Annotated in this window: 13 protein-coding genes; 6 read left to right on the plus strand and 7 right to left on the minus strand. The window is 43.7% G+C overall.

What is annotated here, in order from left to right; all coding sequences use genetic code 11:
* Positions 1-4: 4 nt before the first annotated feature.
* The 7 genes from EZ437_RS19230 to EZ437_RS19260 form a co-directional block, all read right to left on the minus strand.
* The gene (locus EZ437_RS19230; RefSeq protein ID WP_131597702.1) at positions 5-2,242 is read right to left on the minus strand and encodes a cation:proton antiporter domain-containing protein; all 2,238 of its coding nucleotides are present in this window, start codon (positions 2,240-2,242) and stop codon (positions 5-7) included.
* A 70-nt stretch (positions 2,243-2,312) separates the two neighbouring features.
* Positions 2,313-3,248 (minus strand): bifunctional riboflavin kinase/FAD synthetase, encoded by a 936-nt coding sequence (locus EZ437_RS19235; protein WP_131597703.1) that lies wholly within the window; start codon positions 3,246-3,248, stop codon positions 2,313-2,315.
* 33 nt (positions 3,249-3,281) lie between these two features.
* Positions 3,282-4,145 (minus strand): YitT family protein, encoded by an 864-nt coding sequence (locus EZ437_RS19240; RefSeq protein ID WP_131597704.1) that lies wholly within the window; start codon positions 4,143-4,145, stop codon positions 3,282-3,284.
* A gap of 1 nt (position 4,146) precedes the next feature.
* Positions 4,147-4,860 (minus strand): tRNA pseudouridine(55) synthase TruB, encoded by a 714-nt coding sequence (gene truB, locus EZ437_RS19245; protein ID WP_131597705.1) that lies wholly within the window; start codon positions 4,858-4,860, stop codon positions 4,147-4,149.
* Complete coding sequence (locus EZ437_RS19250) at positions 4,860-5,654, minus strand: undecaprenyl-diphosphate phosphatase (RefSeq protein ID WP_131597706.1); 795 nt, start codon at positions 5,652-5,654, stop codon at positions 4,860-4,862. Before EZ437_RS19250 ends, truB begins: the two co-directional genes overlap by 1 nt.
* Positions 5,655-5,663: 9 nt before the next feature.
* Complete coding sequence (locus EZ437_RS19255; RefSeq protein WP_131597707.1) at positions 5,664-5,888, minus strand: DUF3098 domain-containing protein; 225 nt, start codon at positions 5,886-5,888, stop codon at positions 5,664-5,666.
* Positions 5,888-6,766 (minus strand): cell division protein FtsX, encoded by an 879-nt coding sequence (locus EZ437_RS19260; RefSeq protein WP_131597708.1) that lies wholly within the window; start codon positions 6,764-6,766, stop codon positions 5,888-5,890. Before EZ437_RS19260 ends, EZ437_RS19255 begins: the two co-directional genes overlap by 1 nt.
* 490 nt (positions 6,767-7,256) lie before the next feature.
* Here EZ437_RS19260 and EZ437_RS19265 point away from each other — a divergent pair, with 490 nt between their 5' ends.
* From EZ437_RS19265 to EZ437_RS19290, 6 genes are all read left to right on the plus strand, one after another.
* Positions 7,257-8,489, plus strand: coding sequence for a chloride channel protein (locus EZ437_RS19265; protein ID WP_131597709.1), 1,233 nt, complete (start codon positions 7,257-7,259; stop codon positions 8,487-8,489).
* Between the two features lie 154 nt (positions 8,490-8,643).
* On the plus strand, positions 8,644-11,451 hold the full coding sequence (gene leuS, locus EZ437_RS19270) for a leucine--tRNA ligase (RefSeq protein ID WP_131597710.1): 2,808 nt from the start codon (positions 8,644-8,646) through the stop codon (positions 11,449-11,451).
* A 171-nt stretch (positions 11,452-11,622) separates the two neighbouring features.
* Positions 11,623-12,441 (plus strand): metallophosphoesterase, encoded by an 819-nt coding sequence (locus EZ437_RS19275; RefSeq protein WP_131597711.1) that lies wholly within the window; start codon positions 11,623-11,625, stop codon positions 12,439-12,441.
* Between the two features lie 148 nt (positions 12,442-12,589).
* On the plus strand, positions 12,590-13,597 hold the full coding sequence (locus EZ437_RS19280) for an LLM class flavin-dependent oxidoreductase (RefSeq protein ID WP_131597712.1): 1,008 nt from the start codon (positions 12,590-12,592) through the stop codon (positions 13,595-13,597).
* A 168-nt stretch (positions 13,598-13,765) separates the two neighbouring features.
* Positions 13,766-14,821: a glycosyl hydrolase gene (locus EZ437_RS19285; RefSeq protein WP_131597713.1), complete on the plus strand. Its 1,056-nt coding sequence runs from the start codon at positions 13,766-13,768 to the stop codon at positions 14,819-14,821.
* An 18-nt stretch (positions 14,822-14,839) separates the two neighbouring features.
* Complete coding sequence (locus EZ437_RS19290) at positions 14,840-15,958, plus strand: glycoside hydrolase family 26 protein (RefSeq protein ID WP_205942766.1); 1,119 nt, start codon at positions 14,840-14,842, stop codon at positions 15,956-15,958.
* The last annotated feature ends 13 nt before the right edge of the window (positions 15,959-15,971 follow it).

Genomic DNA, 15,971 nt, shown 5'->3' on the forward strand with positions numbered 1-15,971 from the left:
CAATTTAGGGATTTGTACTTGGCTTTAGCAAATTAGGCACCTTTTTGTTGTTGCCCACTATCCATACTACATCGCCGTTCTCAAATACCAGTGTGGAGTCGGGATTAAGGATGCGCTCTCCTTTTCGTTCTATACCCACCACCAGGCCCTGTGTCGTCTCTCTTATTCCCGAATTCCGGATACTTTGACCAAATACCGGCGAACTGCTGTTGATCACTATCTTTTGCAAAGACATATCTTCCTTTGGAAAACTAATCTCCGCATGCTCATTAACGGAGCCTTCAAACATCTCTTTTACAGCGGCCAGCTGATCGTCAGTACCGATCAGCATCACTTTGTCATGCGGGTATAGCCGTTCATCCCTGTTGGGCGTAGGGATCATGATCTTGCCTCTTTCTATCATGGCTATATTTACACCGTATTTCTCTCTTACAGATAGCGCTATCAGTGTCTGGCCTACCAACTTGGATTCGGGCGCTACCGTAAGTTCCGCAAGGTGGGTATCCCATGGAAGTATTTCCGGCTGTTCATTTTGTGCCTCTCTGGCATTCAGGTTCAATAAAAATCTGCTTTCCAGCTTGTTATAAAAACTTTGAAGTTTTCTGGAGAAAATAAACATACCCGACACCATCAGGAACAGTCCAATGGTAAGGGCCACCCAGGTACTGTAAAACTGATAGATCAAAAAGCCAACAAAGAAGATGGCCAGTGCAATACGTAAAAACTCAATGGCAACCAAAGGCCCCCGCGTATATTTTTTATTCAGCCACAGATGCGTATAAGCTTTCCTTTCAATCCTCCTGATGGCCAGTGCCCATAAGAAAGGGGTCATAAATATCAAACTTGCCACCAGGCTGATAATAATTCCCTTGTGCCCGTTTATCAGTTTTTCAGTGACAAAAGGCTGGAGGTAGCGCGAACTTAACATCACAATTGCGGTGAGGATTACAGAGTGGATAATGGTATTGAAAGCATAAGATTTAAGTAATACCTTCCAGTCGCTCAGTGTGGTAATGCCTTGTGTTCCAGAACTGTACCTTCCAATAGCGTCAAGCCATTTTTTAGGAAGTATCTTTATAAGGAAATTATGAAAAGGATCAGAAAGTCTTATTAGATAGGGGGTGGTAAAGGTAGTAATTGCCGCTGCGACAACAGCGATTGGATACAGGAAATCACTAGTAACTTTTAATGTTGCTCCAAGGGTAGCGATGATAAAAGAAAACTCACCAATTTGGGCCAAACTCATCCCGGTCTGTACAGATGTTTTTAACGGTTGTCCGGCCAGTAATGCACCCAATATGGTAAAAATAATCTTACCTAAGATTATAACAAGGGTAACCAAAATGATGGGTGTGGCGTATTTGGTTAGCATAGCAGGATCTATCAGCATACCAACAGATACAAAAAAGACAGCGGAAAACAAATCCTTAACGGATTTAGTAAGATGTTCAATTCTTTCTGCCTGAGTCGTTTCAGCAAGAATAGATCCCATGATAAAGGCACCAAGCGCCGGAGAAAAACCTACTTCTACTGCGATCATCACCATTACTAAGCATAATGCCAATGATACAACCAGCATGGTTTCATCGTTCATCAACTTTTTGGTTGCTTTAAGGAATGTAGGAATGAGGAATATCCCGCCAAGAAACCAAAGCACTAAAAAGAAGCCGAGTTTTAGTATAGATAGCAGCATTTCATTTGCAGCAGATTGCTGGCTTACCGCTAAAGTGGAAAAAAGTACCAGAAGTAAAATCGCTACCAAATCTTCCACTATAAGAACCCCAAAAACCAGACCGGCAAATTTTTTATGTTTAATGCCTAGTTCTTCAAAGGCCTTCAAAGTGATCATAGTAGAAGAAATAGACAAAATTCCCCCCAGGAATAGGCTGTCCATATCAGCCCATCCCATCATCTTCCCAACACCATAACCTGCCAGGATCAAAAAAACGACCTTAACGACAGCGGTAATGGAAGCTGATCCACCTACCTTAACTAGCTTTTTAAAGCTGAATTCCAGGCCCAGACTAAAAAGCAGGAAAATTACACCTATTTCTCCCCAGATTTCAATACTTTTGCTGTCACTTATCGTAGGCAGGAAATCAAGATAAGGCCCGACAAGTATCCCGGCTAATATATAGCCCAGAACCAGCGGTTGTTTTATCTTTTTAAATACGAGGGTTGTAAATCCGGCAGCTGCAAGTATAAGTCCTAAATCGGCTATTAAATCTGGAAGATGTATCATGCAAAAGGGTTTTGCGGTAATATACAAAAAAAGAGGTTTTTTTTATCCCGAAAATGACAGGGACTAAGGGTTAGGGTGCTTTTTCGAAGTAACTCAATGTAGCTTCTTTATCTTTATGAAGCTGCTCTTTCAAAGCTTCCAGACCTGTAAATTTTACATCTTCCCTCAGAAACTGCAAAAAATTCATGGTAATGTCCTGTCCATAGATCTCCTGGCTAAAATCAAATATATTCACTTCTATGTTCCTGGTCATTCCGTTTATAGTAGGCCGCTGACCAATATAAGCCATTCCCTTATACAAGCCGCCATTTAATGCTACCGTTACCGCGTAGATGCCGTCCGAAGGGATCAGCTTATACGTTTCCTCAATAAAGATATTAGCCGTAGGAAAGCCGATGGTCCTGCCTATCTTATCTCCTTTTATTACCCTTCCGCTCAGCGAAAAATGATAACCCAGGTATTCCGCCGCCAAAGCAACCTTACCATTCAACAGTGCCTGCCTGATTTTGGTCGAACTGACTGCTACATCATTGATGTCCTGTTCCGGTATCTGCTCTATTTCAAAACCATACCTACCAGAGAATGCTTCCAGCTCTGTCAGACCTCCCTTCCTGTCCTTCCCAAACCGATGGTCATAACCCACAATCAGTTGTTTTATCCCAATCGTTTCTACCAGGATCTCCTTTATATAGTCCTGCGGGGTCAAATTGGAAAAGTCACGCGTAAACGGCGTAATGATCAAATGGTCTACACCCAAGCCCGCTAATATCTTTGCCTTTTCATTGATTGTATTGATCATTTTCATATCCTGGTTTTCCGGATCTATGATCAACCGCGGATGCGGAAAAAAGGTAAGGATCACACTTTCTCCGCCAGTAGATTTAGCCAGTTCACACAGTCTATTTATGATCTTCTGGTGTCCGTAATGCACCCCGTCAAACGTACCTATTGTGGCCACTGCATTTGACAGCCTTTTAAATTCGGAAAAGTGATTGTATATTTTCAAAAGATAATCTTATTAAGAATGATCGTGTCAGGTTTAATGTAGCGACGGGCGTTTTACCACGCCGCCTTTTATATCAGCTATCTGCTGCTGTACCACAAAAGCATCGGGGTCTATCTGTCTTATTTCGCCCTGCAGCTTACTCATTTCCAGTTTGGTCACTACCGTATACAAAATGTCTATGTCCTTCTTTATCCCGTATCCGCCCTCGCCTTTATAAATAGTCACCCCACGTTTCATATTGTCTATGATATAGGATTTTATCTCTTCGCTTTTATCCGAAATGATGGTGACCCCGGTATATTGCTCCAGACCGTTGACTACAAAATCAATGGTATTTGAGGCAGAAAGATAGGTCAGGATGGCATACATAGCCGTCTCGATATTTAAAAAATAAGCAGCAAATGCAAAGATCACAATGTTGAGGATCAGTATGATATTACCCACCGTCAGCATGCTGTTCCTGCTGATGTACAATGCCAGCACCTCCGTGCCGTCAATGACACATCCTCCGCGCATGGCCAGTCCGATGCCGCCACCCAAAAACAATCCCCCAAAAAAGGCAATCAGCAATTTATCGTGCGTAATCGGCTCAAACGGCACCGTCACCAGCATCACGGCAAGTACCGTAATCGCGATAGAAGTCTTAATGGCAAAGCCTTTACCGATCTGTTTGTAACCCAGAATCACGAAAGGGATATTGATGATGACAATCAGGTAAGAGAGTTTCAAACCTGTCAGGGTACTTGTCAGCAGGGAGATGCCCGTTACCCCGCCATCAATAAAGCCGTTGGGCATCAGGAAACTCTTCAGTCCAAAACAAGCCGAAATGATACCACAGGTAATCAGAAATATATCTTTGGTAAACCTAATGTTTCTGTTTTTGAAGTGAGTATGCATACTATTCTATGGCTGAATTAAGCGATTCCCGGTTATTCCTGAGGTAATTTACTAAATCTGCCACTTCATAGGCATTTTCCAGTAAAAAATTACCGCTTCTTGTTCTTGTTAGTTTAGAAAGATATGCCCCGTTGTTCAGCTGTTTTCCAAAATCTGATACCAGCGAACGGATATAGGTGCCTTTGCTGCAGACAATTCTAAAGTCTACCTCCGGCAATGCGACCCTTGTGATCTCATATACGCTGACTGTTACGTCACGCAACCTGAGTTCAGTTTCCTCGCCTCTTCTGGCCTTTACATATAGCCGCTCCCCATTTACCTTTACTGCCGAATGAGCAGGTGGATATTGTTGTATAGCCCCGGTAAAGGCTGCAGTGGCCGCGTAAATATCGGCTTCAGTAATGCCTTCCAGTGCAAATTCCTGGTCTGTCACCGTTTCCATGTCAAATGAAGGAGTCGTAGCGCCCAGTACCATTGTGCCTGTATATTCTTTTTCCTCTGCCTGAAAAGTATCGATCTGTTTGGTCAGTTTGCCTGTGCAAATGATCAGCAGTCCGGTAGCCAGTGGGTCTAAAGTCCCGGCATGGCCTACTTTAAGTTTCAGCGGTTTCAGCGAATTCCTGATCTTGCCAACCACATCAAAACTGGTCCATTTATAGGGCTTGTTGATCAGCAATAACTCACCTTCGGCAAAATTAAATTCTCTCTCTATCATTACATCACATTCATTTCTACACCTGCAAAGTACAGTCCCAGCAGCACTATGCCCAGCACGATCCGGTACCAGCCGAAAATGCGGAAGCCATGTTTGGACAAGAAGCCTATGAAAGATTTTATGGCGATAATGGCTACGATGAATGCAACTACATTTCCGAACAGCAGCAGCTTGATATTTTCAGCATTCAGCAGTTCATACCCTTTCAGTAGCTTATATCCTGTGGCAGCACACATAGTAGGTACTGCCAGGAAGAATGAAAATTCCGCTGCAGCATGCCTTGTCAGCTTTTGCTGCATACCACCAATGATGGTTGCCGCACTTCTGCTCAGACCCGGAAATACTACCGCAAGTACCTGAAAACAACCAATCTTAAAGGCAGAGAGGTTGCTGATATCACTTTCCTTCTCTATCTGCGGGTTTTTGAAAAACTTGTCTATAAACAACAGTACTATACCACCCAGCAGCAAAACTACTGCAATAAATATCGGATTGCCCAGTGTATTGTCAATAAAATCATTGAGTAAAAACCCGAAGAACAAAGCAGGGATCACGGCAATGATCAGTTTTACATAAAACTGCCATTTGCTGAAATCAAAGAATTTTTTCCAGTAAAGGACCACCACAGCAAGTATGGCACCCAACTGGATGGCTACTTCAAAAAGTTTCACAAAATCATCATGGCCTATTCCCATAAAGGAACTGGCAATCACCATATGGCCTGTAGAAGAAACAGGCAAAAACTCAGTCAGGCCCTCTATTACAGCGAGAATAAAGGCTTGTAAATAATCCATTAAACCTGCTTATTTCTTTAAGATGGCATACACTCCGAATCCAAAACCTGCCAGCACCGTCATAGGGGCAAGGGTAGTTTTTCTGAAATCATAGATGTCTGTAGTTCCGATCATCAAGGCAAAGCCTACCACCACTATCGCAATGCTGATTAGCAATAACTGGTAGTTTTTCTTTGTAAATACAAGTTCTGTTTTAGTTTCCTGCGTTGCAGGGTTTGATCTTTTTTCTGCCATTATCTGTAAAGGTCGTAAATTTTTAAACGTAAATACCGGCTCACTGCAAATGAAGTGCTGATGGCCGTAATAAATATCCCCAGGCCAACCAGACCAAGCAGTACAATGCCAAATTCAGTATAATTTCTAAGGATCACAATTTCAGGGATCTCTTTTTGTGCATAATACAATATGCCCAGCAAGATCAGTATTGCAATAAACGCTGCAATCAGTCCGTGCAATGCCGCCAGTAAAATAAATGGCTTACGGATAAATGCCCTTGTAGCGCCCACCAGCTGCATGCTTTTTATTAAAAACCGCTGAGAATAAATGGCCAGCCTGATCGTATTGTTGATCAGTGCTATCGAGATCACCAACAGGATCACTGCAAAACCCAGAATGATCAGTCCGATGGTGTTGATGTTCTTGTTCACCATGTCGATTAAAGAACTTTGATAGATCACTTCCTTAACCAGGGGGTTTTGTGCAATGCCAGCTTTAAGTGTGTCAATGCTTTTGTTATTTGCATAATCTGCTTTCAGATAGACATCAAAAGTAGAGCGTAGCGGGTTGTAACCTAAGAAATTAACGAAATCTTCGCCCAGGTCTTTGGTAAGGTTCCTTGCGGCCATTTCCTTGTTTACATACTGCGTGGTTTTTATGGCAGGGTTTGCATTCAGTTCTTTCTGAAACTGCAGTACATCTGTTTCTTTCGCACCCTCATCTACTATGATGTTCAGTACAATGTTCTCTTTCACGTAATTGGAAAGGTTCTTTGCATGCACTAGTATTAAGCCCAGCATGCCCAGCATTAATAAAACCAAAGCTATACTAAAGATGGTAGAAATATAAATGGTTTTAGTCTTTTTAGAAGCATCGCTTACTTCAAATTCTTCCATATACTTGTTTTTATATCTGCGAAAATAAAAAATATAAGCCAGTAAATTAAATTATATGGCTTTTATCGAGTTAATATGTAAATTTGCCTTACAGCCCGTCTCCTTAATAACGGTTCATTCCGTGATTTATTTATCCCTCTGCGTTTTTATTATTTCATTGGCATTGCAAGGCAGTAGTGGGAGTGTTGTATCAAGGTTGTATATGAGTCCCGTGTAATTAAGCTATACCTCCGGTGTGAGTCCGGTTTTTACTTGAAAAAACCGGACTCACACCGGACTCACTCGGCACTCAGACCGGACTCACATACAACTCTGGTAAAGCGCATGTCGAGCGCTGTCTCATCCGTCTATAGCTATACAAATTTAGCTTATAATACTTTTTTTGCTGCATACTAAATTACGCATTTTTGATGAAAAACACATCCCGAATATTTTTATTCAATTGCGGATGTAATATCAATTATCTAAGTTTGAAATCCTTACTATCCGGATGCAAAATTTAAATACCTATTTCTTTACGCTCTTTAAGTGGATTGTGCTGTTACTCCTAACCGGAATCGCTGCGGGAACATTGTCTGCGTTGTTTCTGGAATCTCTTAATTGGGTTACCGACTACCGCGAAGCACATAAATGGTTGATTTATTTATTGCCTTTAGGCGGACTGATCATTGGACTGGCCTACCATTACAAGGGGGTAAGTGTGGTTCGTGGCAATAACCTCGTTTTTGATACAGTTCACAATCCCAAAGATGTGATCCCTTTCAGGATGGTACCATTGGTCCTGGCCGGTACGCTGGTTACACATTTGTTTGGCGGTTCCGCAGGCAGGGAAGGTACGGCTTTGCAGATGTCGGCCGCTGCCGCAGATCAATTGCACAAGCCCTTTAAATTAACGTCAGAAGAGCGTACCATACTGCTGAAAGCTGGCTTAAGTGCCGGTTTCGCTTCTGTGTTTGGAACCCCGCTGGCAGGTGCAATTTTTGGGATAGAAGTGCTGCTGATCAATAAATTTCCTTATAAGGCAGTTGTTCCTGCGGTTATTGCGGCTTACCTGGCGGCCTATGTTACCGGGCTTTGGGGAGTGGGGCATACGCATTACCACATTGATGTTGTGCCTAAAGTTAGCTTTATGGGTTTGGGTTCGAGCACCTTGGCAGGTGTTCTTTTCGGAATAGCGGCTATTTTATTTGTAAGGACTACAGAGCAGGTTTCAGGCTTGGCTAAGAAAATTAAATATCCGCCACTGCGGCCGGTAGTCGGGGGTATACTGATTTTGGTTTTGGTGCTGCTGCTGGACACGCATAAGTACATAGGCTTGGGTATTCCTGTTATCCTTGATGCTTTTACTGTGCCTGCCGCTCCGCAGGATTTTATGATCAAAATATTGCTGACTGCTATCACGCTCGGCATGGGATTTAAAGGGGGAGAAGTGACACCGCTGTTTTTTATCGGGGCTGTTTTGGGTAGCGCATTGGCTGCGGTATTGCCATTACCCGTTGGCCTGCTGGCAGGAATGGGCTTCGTTGCTGTATTTGCCGGAGCTGCAAAAACGCCGCTTGCCTGTATGGTGATGGGGGCTGAGCTGTTTGGTATTTCAGGTTGTTTATACATCACGGTTGCTTGTATAGTTGCTTATTTTATTTCCGGGAAGCATAGTATTTATAATGCGCCGGAAAATAAAGCGCCAGGACACTTTCTGTTTAATTTTAAGTTGAATAAATAAATTTTGTTGTTTGGCAGCAAACACTTTTGTTGTCTGCCTGCAAACACTTTTACTAATCCCTTCCAAACCAGTCGATAATTACCTATTTTTGCCCATTAAATTTTTTTAAGAAAGATAAATCACGCTGTGCAGCGTAAATATAATATAATCATCAATGGATTACCAATTTAGAGAAATAGAGCAGAAGTGGCAAAAACACTGGGCTCAAAACCAGACGTTTAAAGCAGAGAAAGATACTACAAAGCCTAAATTTTATGTGCTGGATATGTTCCCTTATCCGTCAGGTGCGGGACTGCATGTGGGCCATCCGTTGGGGTACATTGCTTCTGATATATTTGCAAGGTATAAAAGATTGAAAGGGTTCAATGTGTTGCACCCGATGGGATATGATTCATTCGGATTGCCGGCTGAGCAGTATGCGATACAGACAGGCCAGCATCCGGCATTGACTACTGAAACAAACATCAATACGTACCGGACACAGCTGGATAAGATTGGGTTTTCGTTCGACTGGAGCCGCGAAGTGCGCACCAGCGATGCGGGATATTATAAATGGACGCAGTGGATCTTTATGCAGTTGTTCAACTCCTGGTATAACCTGGAGACTGACCGTGCAGAAGATATTACCACTTTGATAGAGAAGTTCAATGCATCAGGCAGTGCCGATGTAAGGGCGGTATGTGATGAAGAAGTAAAATCTTTTATGCCGAGCGACTGGGCGACCATGACGGATGAAGAGCGGCAGGAAGAGTTGTTGAAATACCGGCTGACTTATCTGCGTGAGAGTACGGTGAACTGGTGCGCGGCACTGGGTACCGTACTGGCCAATGATGAGGTGAAGGACGGATACTCTGAGCGTGGCGGGCATCCGGTAGAGCAAAAGAAAATGATGCAGTGGAGCATGCGGATCTCGGCTTATGCAGAGCGCTTATTGCAGGGGTTGAACACGATAGACTGGCCTGAGCCGGTTAAGGAGATGCAGCGCAACTGGATCGGTAAGAGTGTGGGTGCTTCGGTTAGGTTTAAAATAGACAATGCTGATGCGGACAGGGTTTTGTCTGCAGATTATATAGAGGTGTTTACCACCCGTGTAGATACCATATTTGGGGTTTCTTATTTGGTGTTGGCCCCAGAGCATGAGCTGGTTACGGCATTGACTACGCCGGCGCAGCTGGAAGCAGTGAATGGGTATATAGCACAGACTAAGAAGAAATCTGAGCTTGACCGTATGGCCGATATCAAAACAGTATCAGGTGCTTTTACGGGCAGTTATGTGATCAATCCGGTTAGCGGCGAGCGTGTGCAGCTTTGGATAGCAGATTACGTACTGGCGGGTTATGGTACCGGTGCGGTGATGGGTGTGCCAAGTGGCGACCAGCGCGACTGGTTGTTTGCTACGCATTTTGGCTTGCAGATCGTGCAGATCCTGGATGGGCAGAAGGATATTGAAGTTCAGGCTGATGCTACTAAAGAAGGTTTGTATATCAATTCCGGTTTTATCAATGGGATGACTTATGCGGAAGCTACAGCTACGCTAAATGCATGGCTGGAAGAGCAGGGTGTGGGTAAAGCAAAAGTAAATTACCGCATGCGCGATGCTATTTTTGGTCGCCAGCGTTATTGGGGAGAGCCAATTCCTGTATATTTTAAAGATGGCTTGCCTTATTTGGTGAAGGAAGAGGAATTGCCTTTGGTGCTTCCGGAAATAGATAAATATTTGCCAACCGAGACGGGAGAGCCGCCATTGGGAAGGGCAGAAGACTGGAGTTACGATGATCAGTATGAGTATGAACTGAGCACCATGCCAGGTTGGGCAGGTTCCAGCTGGTACTGGTACAGGTATATGGATGCACAGAATTCATCGGATTTTGCGTCGAAAGATGCCATCGCGTACTGGAAGGATGTGGATCTGTATATAGGTGGTGCGGAGCATGCTACGGGTCACTTATTGTACAGCCGCTTCTGGAATAAGTTTTTGAAAGATTTGGGTTATGTGCAGGAAGAAGAGCCGTTCAAGAAGCTGATCAACCAGGGAATGATACAGGGCAGGAGTAATTTTGTCTATCGTGTGGTGGATGAGGAAGGCAGAGGTACCAATACGCTTGTGTCCCAGGGACTGAAAAAAGAATATAAAACATCTGCATTACATGTGGATGTAAACATAGTAGAGAATGAGGTGCTGAACATAGAGAAATTCAAATTGTTCAGACCGGAGTTTGCCGCCGCAGAGTTTATTCTTGAAAATGGTAAGTATATCTGTGGAGTGGAGGTTGAAAAGATGTCCAAGTCTAAATTCAACGTAGTAAATCCTGATGTGCTGATCGAGAATTATGGTGCTGATACCTTGAGGATGTACGAAATGTTCCTTGGTCCGCTGGAACAGAGCAAGCCATGGAATACCAATGGTATTGAAGGGGTGTTTAAGTTCCTGCGTAAATTTTGGAGATTGTTCCACAATGATCAATGGGTGTTTAATGTGGAAGACGATATTCCTGCTAAAGCCGAACTGAAAGCCTTGCATAAGATCATTAAAAAGGTACAGGATGACATTGACAGGTTTTCTTTCAATACTTCTGTGTCGAGTTTTATGATCGCGGTAAATGAGTTAACGGATCTGAAGTGTAAGAACCGTCAGGTACTGGAAGATTTGGTGATTGTACTTTCGTCTTATGCACCGCACATTTGTGAAGAGCTTTGGTCGTTATTGGGGAATGAAGCGGGAAGTTTGTCGTTTGCGAAATATCCGGTATTTAATCCGGAATACATGGTAGAGGATGAGTTTAGTTACCCGGTTTCGGTAAATGGCAAGACTAGGCTGAACCTGAATTTGAGTCTTTCACTGGAAGCTGCGGAGATTGAAGCTGCTGTGCTTTCTAACGAGGATGTGCAGAAATACCTGGAAGGCAAGGCACCGAAGAAGGTGATTGTGGTGAAGGGGAGGATTGTGAATATCGTAATTTAAAATTGAAAAATAAGTGATCTCTTCGAAGACTGGATATCGCGCGTTGAAGGAGCGCGCAATTTCCTATGTCTTCTCTGAGACACTGATTTTTCTTTGAGCAGGGTGGATATAGCAGTGTGGATATATATTCATTCTGTAACTTATGGGCTTATCGGACATCAAAAGCTCAACATGAACTGGACACGGCGCAAATTTATCCTGAGCGGAATGCTTACTGCATTTGTACTGATCGTTTTAGATGCTTTCTGGTTTGAGAAAGCTTTTATTGAGTTCAAGGAATATAGCTTAACGCCTAAGTCGGGTCGGGAAGGCAGGCTTAAAATTATGCAAATATCGGACTTGCACCTTAATTCAGTGAATAGGCAATTGAAGCGGTTGGCTCGTAAAGTGAACAAGGTGAAGCCCGATTTGCTGTTTATAACGGGCGACTCGGTTGATAATGCAGCTAATCTCCATATTCTTGAAGAATTTATGCAGCTGCTATCCCCGGCCATTAAAAAGGCCGCGATCGTAGGAAACTGGGAGCATTGGAGTGGAATAGATCTGACTGAACTTAAATCGCTTTACAAAAGACATAACTGTGATCTTTTAGTTAATGAGGCAGTCCAATATCAGGTATCAGGAATAACGGTTCTCGTGTCAGGCATAGATGATTTTATCAGCGGCAGTGCAGATATCACTAAAACCTTGCTGCAATACAAGCCAAGTGATTATCATATTGTATTGAACCATTGCCCTGAATATTCCGCTGATATAATTGCAGGCTTAGATAGCTACCCCGCACCTGATTTAATTCTGTCCGGACATACCCATGGTGGTCAGATAAATGTACTGGGATTTGTACCATTCAAGCCCCAGGGAAGTGGCAGGTATTTAAAAGGATGGTATGATCTAGGCCGGACTAAAATGTATGTTTCCAAAGGAGTCGGGACAAGCATTGTTCCAATAAGATTTGGTGCGCGGGCTGAAGTAGCTATTTTCAATATTTAGGTTAACAGGATTTAGCCAGAGCGGGTTCGCAGAAGTAGCCAGCGCATGGTTGTAAGTTTAGCGTCATATCCTTAAATCGACAGTGTTTTGATTGGAATAGGCAGTAATTTTGTTGCGTTGTCATAACATTGAAGTTGACAATTACCTCATGAAGAAATCACTCAGCACTACACCCTATTCCTTATTAGATCTTGCTACTGTTATACAGGGCAAGAAACCCGCAGATACATTTAAGACGAGTTTAGACCTGGCACAGCATGTGGAGGGCTGGGGTTATAACCGGTATTGGCTGGCTGAGCATCATAATATGATCAGTGTGGCGAGTTCGGCTACATCAGTAGTGATTGGGCATATTGCTGCAGGTACGAAAACCATGAGGGTTGGTTCAGGAGGGATTATGCTGCCCAATCATTCTCCTCTTGTGATTGCCGAACAGTTTGGTACACTTGAGTCGCTGTTTCCCGGTCGTATTGATCTGGGACTGGGCAGGGCACCAGGTACGGACCAGGTAACCGCAATGGCCATCAGGGGTGAGCCGCGGTTGCAGTCGGCCATGAGTTTTCCGCAGGATGTAAAAAAGCTTCAGCAGTATTTTTCTGCAGAAAACAGCAGCAGTAGCGTGCGGGCTGTTCCGGGTGAAGGGTTGGATATTCCTATCTGGATATTGGGTTCGAGTACAGATAGTGCGCATCTGGCTGCATCAATGGGTTTGCCCTATGCATTTGCCAGTCATTTTGCTCCTGCACAGTTTATTACTGCCATTAACATATATAGACAAAACTTCCGCCCATCCCAATATCTGGACAAACCCTACGTATTGGCATGTGTCAATGTAGTGGCGGCGGATACGGATGGCGAAGCAAATAAATTGGCCACTTCACTTTATCAGCTGTTTAAGGGCGTGATTACCGGAAAACGGGAACTGTTGCCGCCTCCGGTAGACAGCATGGAAGGGATCTTGTCAGACTATGAAGAAGAACAACTGAACCAAATGCTGGCATGCACTTTCATTGGCAGTAAAGCGACCGTTCAGCAGGATCTTCAACAATTTCTGGAGCAGACCCAGGTAGACGAGATCATGGCTTCATCGCATATATATGACCATCCGGCCAGGTTACGTTCGTACGAAATACTGGCTGAGGTATTCACCGGTTAATTCCCCGGATTCTGTTATTTGTTGGTATTTGAGCTGATAATTGCTATGCCTACTGATCTGCAAAAGATTTTCCCGATACCTTTTAACATTTGACACCCTATTTCTAATCAATTCAGGTGTATCTAAACAATATTTTTATGACTTCAATTATAGCTAACCAATATAAACATGAGGTCATTCAAATTGCAGCAGCACTTAGTATTGTTTTGCATATTCTTTATCGCAGCTTCTTCCTGTAAGAAATCAAGTACCCCTGCCGAAGAAAAAAAGCCGGTAGTGGTGACAGAACGCTTTAACATAAATGCCACTTTAGTAACTCCCAGTCCTTCATTTGAAGCAAATAAGCTGTATCAGTTTCTTAAAGAAAACTATGGTAAGCAGGTGCTGTCGGGGGTGATGACCTTGAACAGCTTTGATGAGACCAAATGGCTGAAAGACAATACCGGCAAGGAACCCGCCATCATTGGACTGGATTTCATGCACTGCAACAGGAATTATAACTGGTATGATAACAAGGCACCTATCAAAGATGCCAAAGCATATTGGCTCAGAAATGGCATACCGGTTTTCGTATGGCATTGGCGTGACCCCTCCAGAAAGACCGAAGAATTTTATACAGACAAGACTACGTTTGATATCTCTAAGATCAATGACCTTGAGTCGGCGGAATATAAAGCGATGATCGCTGACATTGACTATATTTCAGGACTGTTGAAGGAACTGCAGGCAGATAAGGTGCCGGTGATCTGGAGGCCGTTGCATGAAGCCGCCGGAGGATGGTTTTGGTGGGGTGCCAAAGGTGCCGCAGCCTGCAAAAAGCTGTATCAGGTAATGTACGACCGTATGGTTAACCACCATAAGCTGAACAACTTAATCTGGGTGTGGACCAGGGAACCCAACGACGATGCCTGGTATCCTGGTGATCAGTACGTAGATATCATAGGAAGAGATATTTACAAACAAGGCGATCATGGTTCACAAGTAGCTGAATTTACTGCCCTGAATGCGCTTTATGGCAGTAAAAAAATGGTAGCGATTAGTGAGTGCGGCTCCATGCCGGATGTGGCTAACTTAACCAAAGATGCTGCGGCATGGTCCTGGTTTATGCCCTGGTATGGAGATTTTACGAGAAACAGTGCGCACAATTCCCTCGACCTGTGGAAAAAGATGTTTGCCAGCAGCTATGTGATCACCCTTGATGAAATGCCTTCTTTAAAAAATTAGTAAATTTAATATATGAATGTGAAGTATTTATTGCCGGTAATGATGTTGCTATGTGCCAGTGCAGGATGTGCGCAACAGATGACGTTGACTGATCGCATGGCAACAAAAGAGACAAAAGCACTATTTAAAAACCTACATAAACTGTCAGAAAAACATACCCTGTTTGGGCACCAGCATGCTACAGAATATGGAAAGGGCTGGTCCGGCGAGGCCAACCGCTCTGACGTAAAATCAGTAGTAGGTGATCACCCTGGGGTAATAGGGGTAGACATATCCGGTTTATCGGGACGGTCGCCGGCTGAAATAGCGAAAACAAAAGAGCAGCTGCGAAAAAATGTAACGGATACCTACAACAGGGGCGGTGTGACTACTGTAGCCTGGCATTTTTCTAATCCGGTATCGGGTGGCGCGTTCTATTGGAAAGATTCCATTTCACTGCCCGCGGTAAAGTACATTATACCTGGAGGCGAAGCACATGGGAAATACAAGGCCATTCTGGATGATGTAGCCGGATGGGCAAAGAGCCTGAAAGGAAAAAATGGGGAACTGGTTCCGGTGATCTTCCGTCCTTTTCATGAATTTGACGGCGATTGGTTCTGGTGGGGCCGTTCGCATTGCACAAGTGATGAATTTAAAGCATTGTGGAAATTTACGGTTTCATACCTGAGAGATACTGCCGGGGTGCATAATTTCATCTATGCCTTTTCTCCTGATAACATCTTTGACACGGAAGAAAAATATACGGAGCGCTATCCGGGCAATGAATGGGTAGACATGCTGGGGATGGACAACTATGGCGATATGGGCAGGTACGGCAAATATAATCTGGATGCTGCGGTAAAGAAATTGCAGATTGTATCTGCATTTGCAGAAAAGAACAGGAAGCTGGCCGCCTTTACCGAAACAGGATTGGAGTCACTGGTCAATCCCAACTGGTGGAACGATGTGCTGCTCAAGGTAATGAAAAGCGGAAAGATAAAAATGAGCTATGTGCTCGTATGGCGCAATGACATCAGCAGCCCCACGCACTACTACGCCCCGTACCCCGGCCATCCAAACATACCCGACTTTAAGAAGTTCTACGACGATCCCTATACGCTTTTTGAAAAGGACCTTAAAAACATTTATAAAGAATAACAGAGATGTGATA

It is taken from the genome of Pedobacter psychroterrae, from assembly GCF_004331695.1.
In the GTDB taxonomy this organism is placed as follows: Bacteria; Bacteroidota; Bacteroidia; order Sphingobacteriales; family Sphingobacteriaceae; genus Pedobacter; species Pedobacter psychroterrae.